The 15,870-nt window shown below is 72.0% G+C and carries 11 protein-coding genes; 9 read left to right on the forward strand and 2 right to left on the reverse strand.

Annotated features, from left to right (window positions below):
• The coding region (locus tag VIW71_RS03755; protein ID WP_331620489.1) for a pyridoxal-phosphate dependent enzyme at window positions 1–770 on the forward strand (770 nt) is incomplete at its 5' end.
• 524 nt (window positions 771–1,294) lie between these two features.
• Here VIW71_RS03755 and VIW71_RS03760 read toward each other — a convergent pair.
• On the reverse strand, window positions 1,295–2,974 hold the full coding sequence (locus tag VIW71_RS03760; RefSeq protein WP_331620490.1) for a glycoside hydrolase family 13 protein: 1,680 nt from the start codon (window positions 2,972–2,974) through the stop codon (window positions 1,295–1,297).
• A gap of 406 nt (window positions 2,975–3,380) precedes the next feature.
• Here VIW71_RS03760 and VIW71_RS03765 point away from each other — a divergent pair, with 406 nt between their 5' ends.
• Window positions 3,381–4,217 carry a TauD/TfdA family dioxygenase gene (locus tag VIW71_RS03765; RefSeq protein ID WP_331620491.1) on the forward strand — a complete coding sequence of 279 codons (837 nt, stop codon included), beginning with the start codon at window positions 3,381–3,383 and terminating at the stop codon, window positions 4,215–4,217.
• Between the two features lie 24 nt (window positions 4,218–4,241).
• Here VIW71_RS03765 and VIW71_RS03770 read toward each other — a convergent pair whose 3' ends face one another.
• Complete coding sequence (locus VIW71_RS03770) at window positions 4,242–4,850, reverse strand: TetR/AcrR family transcriptional regulator (protein ID WP_331620492.1); 609 nt, start codon at window positions 4,848–4,850, stop codon at window positions 4,242–4,244.
• 196 nt (window positions 4,851–5,046) lie between these two features.
• On the opposite strand from VIW71_RS03770, the gene VIW71_RS03775 reads away from it, so the two are divergent.
• From VIW71_RS03775 to VIW71_RS03805, 7 genes are all read left to right on the forward strand, one after another.
• Entirely contained in the window at window positions 5,047–5,892 is an 846-nt protein-coding gene (locus VIW71_RS03775; RefSeq protein WP_331620493.1) for an ABC transporter ATP-binding protein, read from the forward strand.
• Entirely contained in the window at window positions 5,889–6,635 is a 747-nt protein-coding gene (locus VIW71_RS03780; RefSeq protein WP_331620494.1) for an ABC transporter permease, read from the forward strand. The genes VIW71_RS03775 and VIW71_RS03780 overlap by 4 nt, the downstream gene beginning before the upstream one ends.
• Entirely contained in the window at window positions 6,632–7,438 is an 807-nt protein-coding gene (locus tag VIW71_RS03785; protein WP_331620496.1) for an ABC transporter permease, read from the forward strand. The genes VIW71_RS03780 and VIW71_RS03785 overlap by 4 nt, the downstream gene beginning before the upstream one ends.
• Before the next feature lie 122 nt (window positions 7,439–7,560).
• Window positions 7,561–8,676 (forward strand): ABC transporter substrate-binding protein, encoded by a 1,116-nt coding sequence (locus VIW71_RS03790; RefSeq protein WP_331620497.1) that lies wholly within the window; start codon window positions 7,561–7,563, stop codon window positions 8,674–8,676.
• A gap of 92 nt (window positions 8,677–8,768) precedes the next feature.
• Window positions 8,769–11,270 (forward strand): beta-glucosidase family protein, encoded by a 2,502-nt coding sequence (locus VIW71_RS03795; protein WP_331620498.1) that lies wholly within the window; start codon window positions 8,769–8,771, stop codon window positions 11,268–11,270.
• 82 nt (window positions 11,271–11,352) lie between these two features.
• Window positions 11,353–13,041, forward strand: a complete 1,689-nt coding sequence (locus VIW71_RS03800) for a glycoside hydrolase family 13 protein (protein WP_331620499.1) — start codon at window positions 11,353–11,355, stop codon at window positions 13,039–13,041.
• Between the two features lie 410 nt (window positions 13,042–13,451).
• Complete coding sequence (locus VIW71_RS03805) at window positions 13,452–14,987, forward strand: purine-cytosine permease family protein (RefSeq protein WP_331620500.1); 1,536 nt, start codon at window positions 13,452–13,454, stop codon at window positions 14,985–14,987.
• Window positions 14,988–15,870: the final 883 nt, after the last annotated feature.

Consider the following 15,870-nt stretch of genomic DNA (forward strand, 5'->3'; position numbering starts at 1 on the left):
TGCCCCCGGAGCAGGCCGCCAAGGGCATCGCCGCCTACTCCTCGGGCAACCACGCCCAGGCCGTCGCCCTGGCCGCACGGGAGCTGGGCACCACGGCGGTCATTCTCATGCCGGAGGACACCCCGCGGTCCAAGATGGACGCCACGGCCGGCTACGGCGCGGAGATCGTCACCTACGACCGCTACACCGGCTCCCGGGTCGCCATCGGCGAGGCCCTGGCCGCCGACCGCGGCCTGGCGCTCATCCCGCCCTACGAGCATCCGCACGTCATCGCCGGGCAGGGCACCGCCGCACTGGAACTGATCGAGGAGGCCGGCCGACTCGACGCTCTGGTGGTACCGGTCGGCGGCGGTGGGCTGATCGCCGGTACCGCCACGGCCGCGAAGGGCCTGCACAGCGGGATGCGTGTGATCGGAGTCGAACCAGAGGCCGGAGACGACACCAAGCGGTCCTTGGCGGAGGGCAGGCGCATCTCCGTTCCCGTACCGCGCACGATCGCCGACGGCCAGGCCGCGGACATCCCCGGCGAGCTGACCTTCTCGATCAACCAGCGACTCGTCGACGAGATCGCCCTGGTCACCGACGACGAGATCCGCGACGCCATGCGGCTGGCCTTCGAACGCCTGAAGATCGTGGTCGAGCCCAGCGGCGCCACCGCGCTCGCAGCCCTGATCGCCGGCCGCGTCGACCGGCTTCCGCGCCGCGTCGGCGTGATCATCTCCGGCGGCAACATCGACACACGCCGCTTCGCCGAACTGTGCGCACACTGATCGGCCCCGCCTCCGGGCGTCCGGCGGCACGAAGTCCGTCCCGGTGACTGCCGTTGGCCGGGTTCCCCACCGGGCCCGGTGCGGGTCCGGACGGCGCCGGCCGGGCGGAGGAGGAAGGGAACGCCGAGGTCCGTTCCGGCCCGCCGAGGCACGGCCCGGCGCGTGCGCCGGGCTGCGGGGGAGGGCCGCCTCTTCGGGAGCCGTCGCGGGTGCTCCCGCGGCGGCCTGCCCTGGACCACGGCCGGACTCCGGCCGGAGAACGGCGGCCCCTTGGCCCCGGGGCCGTGCGGCGACCTCACCGCGCGGCCCCGGGCAGGGCATTCCCCGCACCGTACGATGCGGGGCCGAGGTGTCCGGAGTGCGGGTGTCCGAGGACCACGGAACCGGGCCGCCCGTTCGCCCACGCGGCGCGCGGCGCCCGCCGGCCTTCGCTGCGGCTCGCGGTTGTCGCGTCCGCGCGCGGACTGCCGCCGCCGGTCAGCCCCGTCAGCCCTGCCCGAGTCGCCCAACTTCCGGCCGCCGCATCACTCGACGAGCCAGGCGGTCGCGTTCCCGGGAAGCTGCTGCTCCGTCAGAGGCGCACTGCTGATGACGACCGAACCTGCCGGCAGCGGGATCGGGGCGCTGCCGAAGTTGGTGACCGAGTGCCAGCCGCCCGGTCGGCGGAAGTGGAGGACCCGCGGGTCGCCGGAGTCGATCCACGCCAGTTCCTCGTCGCCCTGGAGGCGGCGTCGAAGCGCCAGCGCCTCGCGGTACAGGCTGAGGGTGGAGGTCCCGTCGGCGGTCTGGGCCTCCACGGCGTGGTCGGCGTACCAGGCGGGCTGCGGCAGGTGCGGCGCGCCGTCGCCGAAGCCCAGCGACGGCCCGGAGGCCGTCCACGGCAACGGCACGCGGCAGCCGTCGCGGCCGATCTCGACGCCCGCGTTGCGGAAGAACGTGGGGTCCTGGCGCGCGCTGTCGGGGATGTCGGCCACCTCGTGGAGGCCGAGTTCCTCGCCTTGGTAGAGGTAGGCGGAGCCGGGCAGGGCGAGCATCAGCAGGATAGCCGCGCGGGCCCTGCGCAGGCCGAGCGCGCGGTCGAGAACCGCTTCGTTCCCGCCCTGCCGCAGCCACTCCTGGCTCGCCGTGGTGTCCCCGCCGGCGTGCCGCGGCAGGCCGTAGCGCGTGGCATGGCGGACGACGTCGTGGTTGGAGAACACCCAGGTGGTGGAGGAGCCCGAGCGTGCGGCCAGTTCCAGGTTGTCACCGATGATCCGGCGGAATTCGGCCGCGTCGAAGCCGGCTTGGAGAAGGTCGAAGTTGAACGCCTGGCCCAGGCCGTCCGGGCTGGCGTACCGAGGACGGCGAGAGGCGTGCACCCAGGCCTCGGCGACCGCCGTACGCGGCGGGTCGTACTCGTTGAGCACGGCGCGCCACTGGGTGTAGATGTCGTGCACTTCGTCGCGGTCCCAGAGCATGTGCGCGCCGTCCCGCACGGCCTCCGCCAGTTCGAGGTCGGCGTGCGTGGGCAGCGGGTCGTCGGTGAGCTTCTTGGCCAGTCCGTGCGCCACGTCGACGCGGAAGCCGTCGACGCCCCGGTCGGCCCAGAAGCGCAGCGTGGTGAGGAAGTCCTCGCGGACCTCCGGGTTGTCCCAGTTGAAGTCCGGCTGCTCGGGAGCGAACAAGTGCAGGTAGAACTGCCCGTCACCCACCGGCTCCCAGGCCGAGCCCCCGAAGATCGACGTCCAGTCGCTGGGCGGTTCCGTCCCGTCCGGGCCGACACCGTCACGGAAGATGTAACGGCCTCGCGCCGGCGACCCCTTGGGTGAGGCCAGCGCTTCGCGGAACCACACGTGCCGGTTCGACGAGTGGTTCGGAACGATGTCGACGATGAGCTTGATGCCCGCGTCGTGCAGCGCCCGGGTCATCACGTCGAACTGCTCCAGGGTGCCGATTTTCGGATCGACATCGCGGTAGTCGTCCACGTCGTACCCTCCGTCGGCCAGCGCGGACGGGTAGAACGGGCTCAGCCACACCGCGTCGACCCCCAGCGCCTCCAGATACGGGACGCGCGAAATGATGCCGGCGAGGTCGCCGATCCCGTCTCCGTTCCCGTCCGCGAAACTGCGCGGGTATATCTGGTAGACGGCTGCCTGACGCCACCAGTTCGGGTCCTGTTCCGCCAGAGGTTCTGCCTCGGCGTTGACGAAGAGTGTTTCCGACATGAGAGGTCCGTTCGATGTGGGTTGTCGTACGTTCAGAGTATTGATGAGCGGGTCGGTGGCCGATGGTGGGCCCCGCTCACGCCGAACTCGCCGCCCCCGGCGCGGTGTACGCCTACCCGGGGAGACCGGACTCCCCGCGGCCGTACGAGGCATGTGTCCGTCCGAAGGCGGGGCCGGTGCGGCGATGAGCGCGTGATGCCCCGAGCCGAAGAGAGCACCTCCCTGCGGAGCGGACGACGTGGCGTGCACGCCGTGCGGTGGCGGTGCCGCCGTCTCCGGTGCGCGGTGCGTGGTTTCGCGCCCCGTGCGGCGTAATCCGAGCGACACGGGGGCGACATGTATGCGCAACGCGGAGTTCCTATCTTCGATTGAACCGATCGGTTCAATCGCATCGAGGAGCCACCGCATGGACGTCAGCGCAGCAAGCTTTGTACCTCGTCGGGTGACCGGCGCCGCAGAGGCGGCCGAGGCCGTGGCTGTCGACGGCGCGGCCATCGTGACCGGCCTGGCGGACGAGGCGGCGGCGGTCCGTTTCGGCGGCGAGGTGATGGGCGGGCGTTGCGTCCGCATCGGCACGCAGTTCGAGGCCACCCAGCAGGGCGGCGAACTCGGGGCCATGATCGTGGCCGCGCAGCCCCGGGACGAGCGCGGCCGCAAGCGGGACTTCGGCACCGCGCAGGAGCGCATGACCCCGCACAACGACGGCTACGCCTTCGGCGACTTCGCCCCGGACCATCTCTTCCTGTGGTGTGAGCGTCCCAGCGCCGCGGGCGGCGACTCGTTCCTCATCGACGGTGTGCGGCTCCTGGAGTTGCTGGAGGCCGAACCCGCTCACCGGGACCTGGTCTCCTTCTGCCGGACCGTCGACATCGACCATTCGGAGCCCAACTTCCCGCAGGGCGCCTTCGCGCCCGTCGCCCGCCAGGTCCCCAGCGGTCGTCCGCAGGTGCGCTACCACCCCTACCTGGCGCCGGTCGCCGGGCCGCGGGAGGCGGAGCAGTGGCCGTGGGTGAACCGGTGGAGCGAGGCCGTCCTCGCCGCTCGGGACACCGGTCCGATGTTCCGCGTCGAGGCCGGCGAGATGATCTGCATCGACAACTACCGGATCCTGCACGGGCGGGACGGCTACGACGACCCCGCACGCCGGGTCTGCTCGATCTGGGGCTGGAGCACCGACGCGGTCGCGATCCCCCGGGGTGCCCTCGACATCAACGTGCCGGACATCGCGGCTGCGGCCGGCTGACGGCGGTGTCCGCCCCGGCGGCGTTCACCCGTGGTGGCTCGGCGTCCGCAGGGCCTGCCGGGCTCGTTCGGCGATCGAGGCGGCGGCGATCGCGTGCGTCCGGTCGACGGCCGAGCGGTCGCTGCCGCTGACGAGTTCCATCTGCAGTCCCCGCCACAGGCCGACGATCTCGCGTGCCAGGTCTTCGGCCTGGGGCGCGGGGACGCCGGTCCGGGCCAGCCAGCGGGTGACGTGATCGCGCCACTCCCGGTTGACCAGCTCCAGGAAGTCGTCGAAGCGCCCGCGCTGCTGCATGGCCAGGCCGAACACCTCGAAGAACATCCGCAGCATGGGGAGGTTCTCCTCGGCCGCGATGGCGTTCCAGGTGTCGGTGAGGTGCGCCTCGACGGTCATCGTCTCGTCGGGCCGCTGGAATTCCAGTGCCCGGGCGACCTCGGGGAACCGGTCGCCCGCCGCGCGCAGCACCGCCGTGATGAGCTGCTCCTTGGAGCCGAAGTAGTACAGCAGCATCCGGTTGTTCGTGCCGATCGCCTGCCCCAGGCGGCGCAGGGTGAGCTCGGCCACCCCGTGCTCGAGCACGTAGTCCGTGGTGAGTGCGAGCAGGCGGTCGCGCTCGGAGAGGGCATCGGGCATGGCAGCACCCTACCCGCCCCGCTGAACGCTCCTCGGCCCCGGCCGCGGGCCCACCCCTCGTAACAACGCAGCAGATATGCGCAATCTCGGCGAAATGTGGCACCCCTACAATGAACCGAACGGTTCATCGCTTCTCTGTTGTCGTCCCGTCCTCTGTCCCACCCACCCACCCACCCACCGCCCAGGAGAGATCGCCATGACCACCACGCGGGAGCAGTCGTCGAGCTCCTCACCCGACAGGCCGGACCCGCACAAGGCCTCCGGACCCCCGGGGTCGCTCGGCATCGAACTCAGCGGCGTCACCAGGGAGTTCCGGCTGCGGCGGCGGCAGAGCGTGCGTGCTCTGGACGGCGTGGACCTGTCCGTGGGCGAGGGTGAGTTCGTAGCTCTGCTCGGGCCTTCCGGCTGTGGCAAGTCGACCGTGCTGCGCATGGTCGCCGGGCTGGACGAGCCGACGGAGGGCCGGGTGCTGGTGGAGGGGCGCAGGCCCGCCGAGCTCATCGCGGAGCACCGCCTGGGGGTCGCGTTCCAGGAGCATGCGCTGCTGCCGTGGTCCAGCGTCCGGAACAACGTCGCACTGCCCTTCCGGGTCGCCGGGCGGCCGGTCGACGGCGCCCGGGTGGACGCGTTGCTCGACCTGGTCGGCCTCAAGGACTTCGTGAACGCACGCCCCCGGCAACTGTCGGGCGGCATGCGCCAGCGGGTCGCGATCGCCCGCGCACTGGCGCTCGACCCCGACGTGCTGCTGCTGGACGAGCCGTTCGGCGCGCTGGACGCGGTGACCCGGCGCCGGATGAACTTCGAACTCGCCCGTATCTGGGCGGAACAGCGCATCACCACCCTGCTGGTCACCCATGACGTGGACGAGGCGGTGCTGCTCGCCGACCGGATCGTGGTGATGACCGGCCGCCCCGGCCGGGTCCGCCACATCCAGACCGTGGACCTGCCCCGGCCGCGCGGACACGAGGTGACCCGCGAGCCCGCCTTCCACGACCTGGTGGACCGGCTGACGGCGATGCTCGACGAGGGGAGCGACGCATGAGCCGGACGAAGGATCTTCAGCTCATGGTCGTGGGCCTGGTTCTGCTCCTGGTCCTGCTGGAGGTCGTCGGGCGGCTGCGGCTGCTGGGAGACAGTTGGCCCCCACTGAGCGAGGTCGTCGGCTACCTCGGCGATCCCACGGCTCGCGCCCTGCTCGGCCGGGCGTTGGAGGCGACCGTGTCCTCAGCGTTGCTGGGATTCGTGCTGGGCTCGGTGGTCGGTATCGGTGCCGCGGTCGTCACGCTGCTGGTGACCTTCCTGCGGCCTGGCCTGGAGCGCCTGGCGGGCGTGGCCAACGCGATCCCGCCACTCGCGCTGGGAACGCTGATGGTCAGCACCGTCGGTGGCGACGGCGCCCCCACCGCGCTCGCGGCTCTCGGCTCCGGCTTCACGATGTTCGTCGCCGGCACGTCGGGCCTGGAGGCCGCGGCCTCCTCCCACCACGACGTCTTCCGCGTCCTGGGCGCCTCCCGCTGGACCCGCCTGCTGCGGCTCCAGTTGCCCGCGGCGGTACCGCTGCTGCTGGACGGTGCCGCGCTGGCCGGCTCCGGTTCCGTCATGGGGGCCATCTTCGGTGAGTGGTTCGGCGCTCACCGCGGTATCGGCGTGCTGCTGATCAGCGCGATGCAGAACGTCCAGATCGAACTGCTGTGGGCGGCCGCGCTCAGTGCGGCACTCGTCTCGCTCGTGGTCTTTCTCGTCATCAGCGGTGTGCGCACCGTCGCAGTACGGAGGTTCGCATGAGTACCGCCGCACGCGAGAGGCGCGGCCCCGCGAACCTGCTCGGCGGGCGTCCGGCGCGGTCCGCAGGAGCACTGTTCCTGCGCTACTGGACGGTCCTGCTGCTTGTCCTGGCCTGGGGCGTGTGGGTCGAGGCCTTCCACGTCAACCAGATCGTCGCCCCCAGTCCCGGTGCGGTCTTCGGGGACCTGGCGGGTCACCCGGGCGTCTACGCCACCGCCCTGGCGGAGACGATGCTGATGGCCGTCGGCGGCCTGGTGCTGGGCATGACGGCCGGCGTCCTGGTGGCCGCGGGGGTCTGGGCCTCCAAGGTGCTCTCCGGGCTGATGACCCCGCTGGTACTGGTCGTACGGTCGGTGCCGGTGGTGGCCCTGCTCCCGGTGATCCTCAGCGTGGTGGGGTCCGGCACCCCCGCCATGCTGACCGTGACGTCCCTGATCACGTTCTTCCCGGCGTTCGCGTTCACCAGTTCGGGTCTGCGCTCGGCGCCCACGGTCAGTGCCGACCTGTTCACCGTCCTGCACGCTTCCAAGCTGACCCGGCTGCGTCTGCTGCTGCTGCCCCAGGCGCTGCAGGGACTGCTGGTGGCCCTGCGCCTGACCGCGCCGGGTGCCGTGCTGGTCGCGATGCTGGCCGAGTACCTCATGGGAAGCGGCGGCGGCCTGGGCCAGCTCTTCTTCGACTCGGTGAGCTTCTCCGAAGTGGTACGCGCGTGGGGCACCAGTGTGGTCGCCACCGCCGTCTCCGTGGTGACCTTCGTGGCAGCCCGCGCTGTCGAGCGATGGGGCACCGAGCGCCTCACCTGACCTCTGCCCCAGGGCCACCACATTCGCTCACCCGCAGCCTGCCGTGCCGCACGGCTGCTGCCGTCCGTCCGCATTCCGCCCCCCGAGGCGCAGCGCGCCCCCTTCGAAGGAGAGTCCCCCTCATGAACGAGCAGCCCCGTACCGGATCGGCTCCCCGGTCCCGCAGAGACGTACTGCGCACCGCCGGCCTCGCGGGCCTCGGCCTGGCCGGCCTCCCCGCCGTGCTGACCGCCTGCGGCGACGGGTCCGCCACGGACGCAGCCGCGACCGCCTCCTCCACCTCCACCGCCGCGCCCGCGAAGCTGAAGGTCGCGCTGGGCTGGATCCCGAACGTCGAGTTCGCCGGATACTGGATCGCCCAGAGCAAGGGCTACTACGCCGCCGAGAACCTCACCGTCGACTTCATGCCGGGCGGCGGCAGTGCGCCGGACCCGACCGTCTCGGTGTCCGGAGGAGTGGCCGACCTCGGTATCCACCCCGCCATGGCGTCCGTGGTGCAGGCCGTCACCAAGGGGAACGACTTCGTGATGATCGGCGCCCAGTACCAGAGCTCGCCCGGCGGCCTGGTGTCGCTGGCGAGCGACCCGGTCAAGACCCCGCAGGACCTGGTCGGGGCGAAGATCCTCGGACAGCAGGGGACGCAGGCGGGAATCGAGGCCGTCCTCCAACTCGCCGGCCTGCCGAAGAAGTTCAGCTTCATCCCGGTCGGCTTCGATCCCAGCCCGCTGGTACGCAAGCGCGGCAAGGCGTACACCTGCTTCGTCACCAATCAGCCGATCACACTGGAGGAGACCTTCCACCTCCAGCCGGGCAAGGACTACGAGGTCGTCACCTACGCCGAGCTGGGCCTGCCGTCGTACGCCGACGTCGTCTTCTGCAAGCGCTCCCTCGTGCGCTCCAGGAGCGACGTCCTGCAGCGCTTCATGCGCGCCACCGTCAAGGGCTGGCAGGACAACGCCAAGGACCCCTCCGTCGCCGCGAAGCTCGCCGTCACCGAGTACGGCGTCGATCTGGGCCTGGACCTCAAGCAGCAGGTGCGCCAGAACGTGCTGCAGATCCCGCTCACGCAGAGCGCCCTCACCCGCAGCAAGGGCCTGTTCCGCATCGACGAGTCCCTGCTCGGCGGAGAGATGTACGACGCCATGCGGGCGTCCGGCACGAAGGAGCTCCCCGACGTCGCCAAGATCGTCGACCACAGCGTGCTGGACGCCGTCTACCGGGGGAAGGCCGCGATCTGAGCCGCCGTCACGCCGCCGCGAGCTGATCGCCGTGCGCACGAACCTGCTGCCGTGCGCACGCCCCCCTACCTGAGAGATCCGGAACCCCCCGTATGACCGACGCCACCACCACCCGTACCGCCGATCGGGCCCGCGAGGACGCCGTGGAAGCCGCCCTCGGCGGGCTGGACCTCGACGCCAAGGCCGCCCTGCTGTCCGGCCAGGACATGTGGACGCTGCCCGCCGCCCCGGAGATCGGCCTGCGCTCGCTGGTGACGTCCGACGGCCCGGTCGGCGTACGCGGGGCCGGGGTGGACCCCGACGACCCGTCGATCGCGCTGCCCAGTCCCACCGCGCTCGCCGCCGCATGGGATCCGGAGCTGGCCCGCCGGGCCGGGCAGCTCCTTGCCCAGGAGGCCCGACGCAAGGGCGTCCACGTGCTGCTCGCCCCCACCGTCAACCTGCACCGCACGCCGGTCGGCGGGCGTCACTTCGAGTGCTACTCCGAGGACCCGCTGCTCACCGGGGAGATCGGCGCCGCCTATGTGCGCGGCGTCCAGGACGGCGGCGTCGGCACCACGGTCAAGCACTTCGTGGCCAACGACAGCGAGACCGAACGCTTCACCCTCGACGCCAGGATCAGCGAACGTGCCCTGCGCGAGCTGTACCTGGCGCCGTTCGAGACGGTCGTGAAGAAGGCCCGCCCCTGGGGCGTCATGGCCGCGTACAACAGCGTCAACGGCTGCACCATGACGGAGCACGCGCACCTGCAGAACCGCGTGCTGCGCGGCGAATGGGGCTTCGACGGCTTCGTCGTCTCCGACTGGATGGCCGCCCGCGACACCGTCCGCGCCGTCACCGGCGGTCTCGACGTGGCGATGCCCGGTCCCAGGACCGTCTACGGTCCGGCGCTCGCCGACGCCGTGCGTGAGGGCCGGGTCGAGGAGAAGACCGTCGACGACGCGGTGCGCCGGGTGCTGCGGCTCGCGGCCCGGGTCGGCATCCTCGACGGAGCCCCGGCAGTGGTGGACCCCTCGGACCTCCCCGCGCCCGCCGACGGCGCGGCGCTCGCGAGGGAGATCGCCCGGCGGTCGTTCGTGCTGCTGAAGAACGACGCCGGGATCCTGCCGGTCGAGACCGGCACGGTACGCCGGGTCGCGGTGATCGGCCGTGCCGCCACGGAAGGCCATGTGCTCGGCGGCGGCAGCGCCGAGGTCCACCCGCAGCGCGTCGTCACCGCGCTGGAGGGCCTGCGCGCCGCGCTGCCCGAGGGCGTCGGGCTGGTCCACGCGCCCGGCCCCGAACTGCGCACCAAGCTCGCGCCCGCCCGTGACGGTTACCGGCTGCGCCTGGTCTACCGCGACGCGCGCGGCGAGGTCCTGGCGGAACTGCCGCAGCCGGACGGGAGGGTTGCCTGGGCCGAGCCGCCCGAGGAAGTGGCGCCCACCGCGTGGCACTCGGTGGAGATCGCCGGCGTGTTCACCCCGGACCGCAGCGGCGTCCACGCCTTCGCGGTCAGCGGTTACGGCGAGTTCCTCCTCGCCGTCGGCGGCCGGACGCTCTATGACGACCGCCGCCTTCCCGCCGGCGACGACCCCTTCGCGTTCATGGACGCCACCGAACTGCGCTTCGCCGTGGAACTGGCAGCCGGCGCGCCGGTCGAGGTGACGCTGGCGTATGTCCCGCCGCCCCGGGGCGCGGACGGCAACACCTACCCCCTCAATTTCGGGCTGGGCCACCGGGCCCCGTGCCCGTCCGACGACGAGCTGATCGAACAGGCCGTGGCAGCGGCGGCCGGCGCCGACGTCGCCGTCGTGGTGGTGGCCACCACCGAGGAGGTGGAGAGCGAGAGCTTCGACCGCACCAGCCTCAGGCTGCCGGGCCGCCAGGACGAACTGGTCTCCCGGGTCGCGGCCGCCAACCCCCGCACCGTGGTCGTGGTCAACGCCGGTGCCCCGGTGGAGATGCCGTGGCGGGACCAGGCAGCCGCGGTGCTCCTGACCTGGTTCCCCGGCCAGGAGGGAGGCGCCGCGCTCGCCGAGGTACTGCTGGGCCGCCACGAGCCCGGCGGACGCCTGCCCACCACCTGGCCGGTGCGGATCGAGGACTGCCCGGTACTGGAGAGCACACCGAGCGGCGGCGTACTGCGCTACGACGAGGATGTGTTCATCGGGTACCGCGCCTGGGAGCGCGCCGGAGTGCGACCCGCCTACTGGTTCGGGCACGGCCTGGGCTACACCGACTGGTCGTACGAGCAGGCCGGCCTCCGACCGGCCGAGGACAGTGCGGAACAGCTCGGCGTGCTCGTGGTGCGGGTGCGCAACACCGGCCGGCGGGCCGGCGGCGAGGTGGTGCAGGTGTACCTGGAACCCCAGGATCCGGCCGTCGCCACGGGAGCGGAGCGCCCGGCCCGATGGCTCGCCGGGTTCGCGTCGGTCCAGGCCCGGGCGGGGGAGACCGCGGAGGTGCGGATCGCGGTGCCGCGCCGCGCGGTCCAGGTGTGGGACGACGCCGGGGACACCTGGCGCACCGTGGAGGGGTCCTACCTGCTGCGGGCCGGCAGTTCGTATGCGGATCTGCGGCTGACGGCGCGGCTGGAGGTCGCCGGCGAATGAACCGGAGCAGGCCGCTCCGCCAGGCGACCCCCCGCGCCCACGGCCCCGAAGCAATCCGCTCTCCCAAAGGAGGACACTGTCCATGCACGAGAACGGCTCAGTCGCCGCGCCCCGGACCGGTGCCGCGCCGTGGTGGCGGGACGCGGTGATCTATCAGGTCTACATCCGCAGTTTCGCCGACGGCAACGGCGACGGGATGGGGGACATCGCGGGGATACGGTCCCGCTTGCCGTATCTGCGGGATCTGGGGGTGGACGCGATCTGGATCAACCCCTGGTACGTGTCGCCGCAGGCGGACGCGGGGTACGACGTGGCTGATTTCCGGGACATCGACCCGCGCTTCGGCACCCTGGCCGAGGCCGGGCAGTTGGTCGCGGAGGCGCACGAGCACGGGATCAAGGTGATACCGGACCTCGTGCCGAACCACACCTCGGATCAACGCGTCTGGTTTCAGGCGGCGCTGGCCGCCGGAGCGGGCGGTGCGGAGCGGGAACGCTACGTTTTCCGGCCGGGTCGAGGTCCCCACGGCGCCGAACCGCCGAACAACTGGCTGTCGGTCTTCGGCGGCCCGGCGTGGACCCGGGCGGCCGACGGGGAATGGTATCTGCACCTGTTCGCTCCGCAGCAGCCGGACCTCAACTGGGCGCATCCGCAGGTGCGCGAGGAGTTCGCGTCGATTCTGCGGTTCTGGTTCGACCGCGGCGTCGACGGATTCCGTATCGACGTCGCCCACGGTCTGGTCAAGGACACCGGTCTGCCGGACCTCGTGGCGCCGGACGACCCGGGGCACCGGTACCCCGACGGCGAGCACCCGTTCTGGGACCGGGACGACGTGCACGAGATCTACCGCGGCTGGCGCCGCGTCGCGGACGAGTACCCGGGAGACCGCAAGTTCGTGGCCGAGGCCTGGACGCAGTCCCCGCGGAGGCTGGCCGAGTACGTACGAGCCGACGGGCTGCACACCGCGTTCAACTTCGACTTCCTGCAGTGCCCGTGGGACGCGACACGTCTGCGCGAGGTCATCGACTCCACGACCTCGCATCTGAGCGCGGTCGGCGCTCCGGCCACCTGGGTGCTGTCGAACCACGATGTGATGCGGCATGCCAGCCGCTACGGCCGTCCCGTTCAGGACCCGGTTCCCGGCCAGGACTTCCGGCCGCGCGGACCGGTCGACCCGGAGCTCGGTACGCGGCGGGCCCGTGCGGCGGCGCTGCTGATGCTGTCCCTGCCCGGCGGGGCCTACGTCTACCAGGGCGAGGAACTCGGCCTGGCGGAGGTCGAGGACCTTCCCGACGAGGTGCTGCAGGACCCCATGTGGGAGCGTTCCGGGCACACCGAGAAGGGCCGCGACGGGTGCCGGGTTCCGCTGCCCTGGTCGGAGGAACAGCCGCCGTTCGGCTTCAGCCCGCAGGGCACGACGGCCGGGCCGTGGCTCCCGCAGCCGCCTGCCTGGAAGGACCGCACGGCTGAGGCGCAGGCGGGTGATCCCGGCTCGATGCTGGAGCTCTACCGGGCGGCCCTGCGTATCCGCCGCGATCATCCCGCACTCGGGGACGGCACGATGCGGTGGCTGGCTTCCCCGAAGGACACGCTGGTCTTCACCCGTGAACCAGGGTTCGTGTGCGCGGTGAACCTCTCCGCCGAGCCGTGGCCGCTCCCCGCCGGCAGCCGCGCCCTGCTCGCCAGCGGCCCGCTGGACGACGGCCGCCTGCCCCAGGACACCGCGGTGTGGCTCGCCCCCGGCGCCGGGGCGTCCGCCGCCTCGCTCTGAGCAGGCGGAGGCCGCCGCAGGCGGACGTCGGATCGAGCGGCGCGTGCCGGTCCCCGCCGCGCCGGCTGTCGCGGCACCGGCGGATCCACCCGCAGGCGACGCGGCGTCGGGGACCCGCCCCGCCGGGCGGAGGCCAGGGGCCGGTGTGCCGGGTACTGATCAGGACGATTCGGGCCACCCGTCGAACCCGGGGCGCCGCCCCTCGTCCCGGCGTCACACCGTCGTCACCGGCCACGGTGCCGGCCGGGGCGCCGAGGTGCGGGGCCCCGGCGGTCACGATCGCCGACCGAATACGCGTGGTCCTCAAGAAGGGCCGCGGATCGCGGGCCGTACCCGTTACTCTTCCACGGCTCGTCCTTCCGAACTGAAGCTGCTTCAGCGCGCCCTCGACCCGAGAAGTGGGGACCAGAATGACCAGCACCAGGACCAGCGGCGGTGGTGCCTCGCCGCACGGCACAGCCGTGACATCGAGTCTCAGCGTCGAGCTCAACGGCATCAATCAGATCGCGGAGGCCGAGCGGAGGGGCAGTCCGCGGGATCTGTTCTGGCCGTGGTTCGCGGCGAACATATCGGTTCTCGGCGTCAGTTACGGGTCGTTCCTGCTGGGGTTCGGCATCTCCCCGTGGCAGGCGGTCTTCGTCGCGGTCACGGGCGTCGCCGTGTCGTTCGTCCTGTGCGGGCTCGTCGCGATCGCGGGCAAGCGGGCTTCCGCGCCCACCATGACCATCAGCCGCGCCGCGTTCGGCGTACGCGGGGGCCGGTTGCCCTCCACCGTCTCCTGGCTGGTCACCGTGGGATGGGAGACCGCCCTCGCGACGGTGGCCGTTCTCGCCACCGCGACGATCTTCGACCGTCTGGGATCGGGCGGCGGAGCCGCGACGAAGGCCGTGGCGCTGGTGGTCGTGGTGGGCATGGTCGTCTGCGGCGGGACCCTCGGCTTCGACCTCATCATGCGCATGCAGAAGTGGATCACCTGGATCGCCGGGCTGCTGACGGTCCTCTACATCGTCTTCGCCGCCGGCCACGTCCACTTCGGCCGGCTCACCGACATCCCCTCCGGCGGGACGCCCGCCGTCGTCGGCGCGCTGATCTTCACCATGACCGGCTTCGGCCTCGGCTGGGTGAACGCCGCCGCGGACTACTCCCGTTATCTGCCGCGCTCCTCCTCCAGCGCCGCGGTGGTCGGGTGGACCACCCTCGGCTGCTCCCTCGGCCCCGCCGTCCTCCTGGTGTTCGGGATCCTGCTCTCCGGTTCGTCGAAGGAGCTCAACACCGCCATCGCCTCGGACCCGGTCGGCGCGCTGACCACCATCCTGCCCACCTGGTTCCTGGTCCCGTTCGCCGTCGTGACCGTGCTGGGCCTGGTCAGCGGAGCCATGATGGACGTCTACTCCTCCGGCCTCGCGCTCCTCAACGCGGGCCTGCCCGTCCCCCGTTGGGTCGCGGTCTGCGTCGACGCCTGCGTCATGCTCCTCGGCACGATCTACGTCGTCTTCTTCGCCACCGACTTCCTCGTGCCGTTCCAGGGCTTCCTCATCACCCTCGGCGTTCCGATGGCGGCCTGGTGCGGCGTCTTCCTCGCCGACATCGTGCTGCGCCGCCGGGACTACTCGGAGGCGGAGTTGTTCACCCGGCACGGACGCTACGGAGACGTTCGCTGGTTGTCCGTCCTGCTGATCGTCCTGTCGTCCGGCGTCGGCTGGGGACTCGTCACCAACACCATGGCCTCCTGGCTGACCTGGCAGGGCTACCTGCTCGGGCCGTTCGGGCTGGGCGGTGAGTCGGGCGAGTGGGCCTACGCCAACCTCGGCGTCGTCGTCGCACTGGCCATCGGCTTCCTGGGACATCTGCTGCTCGGCCGGGGTGCGGTACGGAAGCAGGAAGCGGAAGCCGCGCCGGCCGGTACGGAGAAGGCCGCCGAGGCGACATACCCGAGGACCGTCTGAGACGTCGGCCCGGGCGGGCCGCGGGCGCCGTACGCCCTGCTCGTCCGGGCCGGACGTGCGGGCCCTGGCGGTCCAGGAGAGGCGGCCGACCGGTATGCCCCGCCGCGGCACAGCGGCACGCCGCTCAGCCGCAGTGTTCCGCTTTCCTCGCCCGCGTACTGATCCGTGCGGCTCAGTACGCGGGGGAGGGAGCCGTCCTGGACGGCGGCCCGCCGCGTCCCAGCCCTCCGGCGCCCCGACGGTCCCCGGTTTGCCGCTGTCCCGTGCCCAGGTCCGGGTCTGGTCCACGGCCGGGCGGCACAAGCCGGCCCTCCGCCCGGCCGCCCGCCCGCCGCGTCGAGTGACGGTCCTGCTGCGCGCCGGCGGTCCCGGGACGGGAAACGGCCGGTCCCATGCCACCCCGGTCAGATCCTGACGACCTCGGAATCCAGTGCCGGTCTTTCGGTTCTCACCTTCCGGACCCGGCGGCACAGGTGACGACGGCGACTGCGCGTTACGGCAGCCGCCGGTCGATACCACCGCCGGGCGGCGAAGTCCCGGTGCGCCGAGAGCGCTTCGCGTGCTGCTCGCCCCTGGTTCCCCGCCCGCATGCCTCGCACCGATTCCCCCGCGGGAGCAGCCCTGCTGTTCGAGGCGAACGGAGATGTTCTCGGCGAGTCGCGCCGCATGACGAGTTCCGGAATTCCCCCGCCCGCCCCGGACGGCGTCCCCGCTCCCGGTCAGGGAAGAGCCTCCCACGCCGGCCCCGTATGCGCCCCCCCGTGCTGCGACCGTCGGCGGAAATACCCCGGAATTCCACCACTCAAACCGGCGCCAGGAGTGCGCGGTTTGTCGCCGAATGCGCCGGTGGTGAGCCCCGCGTGTGAATCCCTTCCGAGCGGTA

The organism is Streptomyces sp. (assembly GCF_036524955.1).
Lineage (GTDB): Bacteria > Actinomycetota > Actinomycetes > Streptomycetales > Streptomycetaceae > Actinacidiphila.

Bases quoted from the DNA above. Each gene is read 5' to 3' on its own strand.
- VIW71_RS03785 (WP_331620496.1), top strand. From the start codon at position 6,632: ATGAGTACCGCCGCACGCGAGAGGCGCGGCCCCGCGAACCTGCTCGGC.
- VIW71_RS03795 (WP_331620498.1), top strand. From the start codon at position 8,769: ATGACCGACGCCACCACCACCCGTACCGCCGATCGGGCCCGCGAGGAC.
- VIW71_RS03805 (WP_331620500.1), top strand. From the start codon at position 13,452: ATGACCAGCACCAGGACCAGCGGCGGTGGTGCCTCGCCGCACGGCACA.
- VIW71_RS03780 (WP_331620494.1), top strand. From the start codon at position 5,889: ATGAGCCGGACGAAGGATCTTCAGCTCATGGTCGTGGGCCTGGTTCTG.
- VIW71_RS03775 (WP_331620493.1), top strand. From the start codon at position 5,047: ATGACCACCACGCGGGAGCAGTCGTCGAGCTCCTCACCCGACAGGCCG.
- VIW71_RS03765 (WP_331620491.1), top strand. From the start codon at position 3,381: ATGGACGTCAGCGCAGCAAGCTTTGTACCTCGTCGGGTGACCGGCGCC.
- VIW71_RS03790 (WP_331620497.1), top strand. From the start codon at position 7,561: ATGAACGAGCAGCCCCGTACCGGATCGGCTCCCCGGTCCCGCAGAGAC.
- VIW71_RS03760 (WP_331620490.1), bottom strand. From the start codon at position 2,974: ATGTCGGAAACACTCTTCGTCAACGCCGAGGCAGAACCTCTGGCGGAA.
- VIW71_RS03800 (WP_331620499.1), top strand. From the start codon at position 11,353: ATGCACGAGAACGGCTCAGTCGCCGCGCCCCGGACCGGTGCCGCGCCG.
- VIW71_RS03770 (WP_331620492.1), bottom strand. From the start codon at position 4,850: ATGCCCGATGCCCTCTCCGAGCGCGACCGCCTGCTCGCACTCACCACG.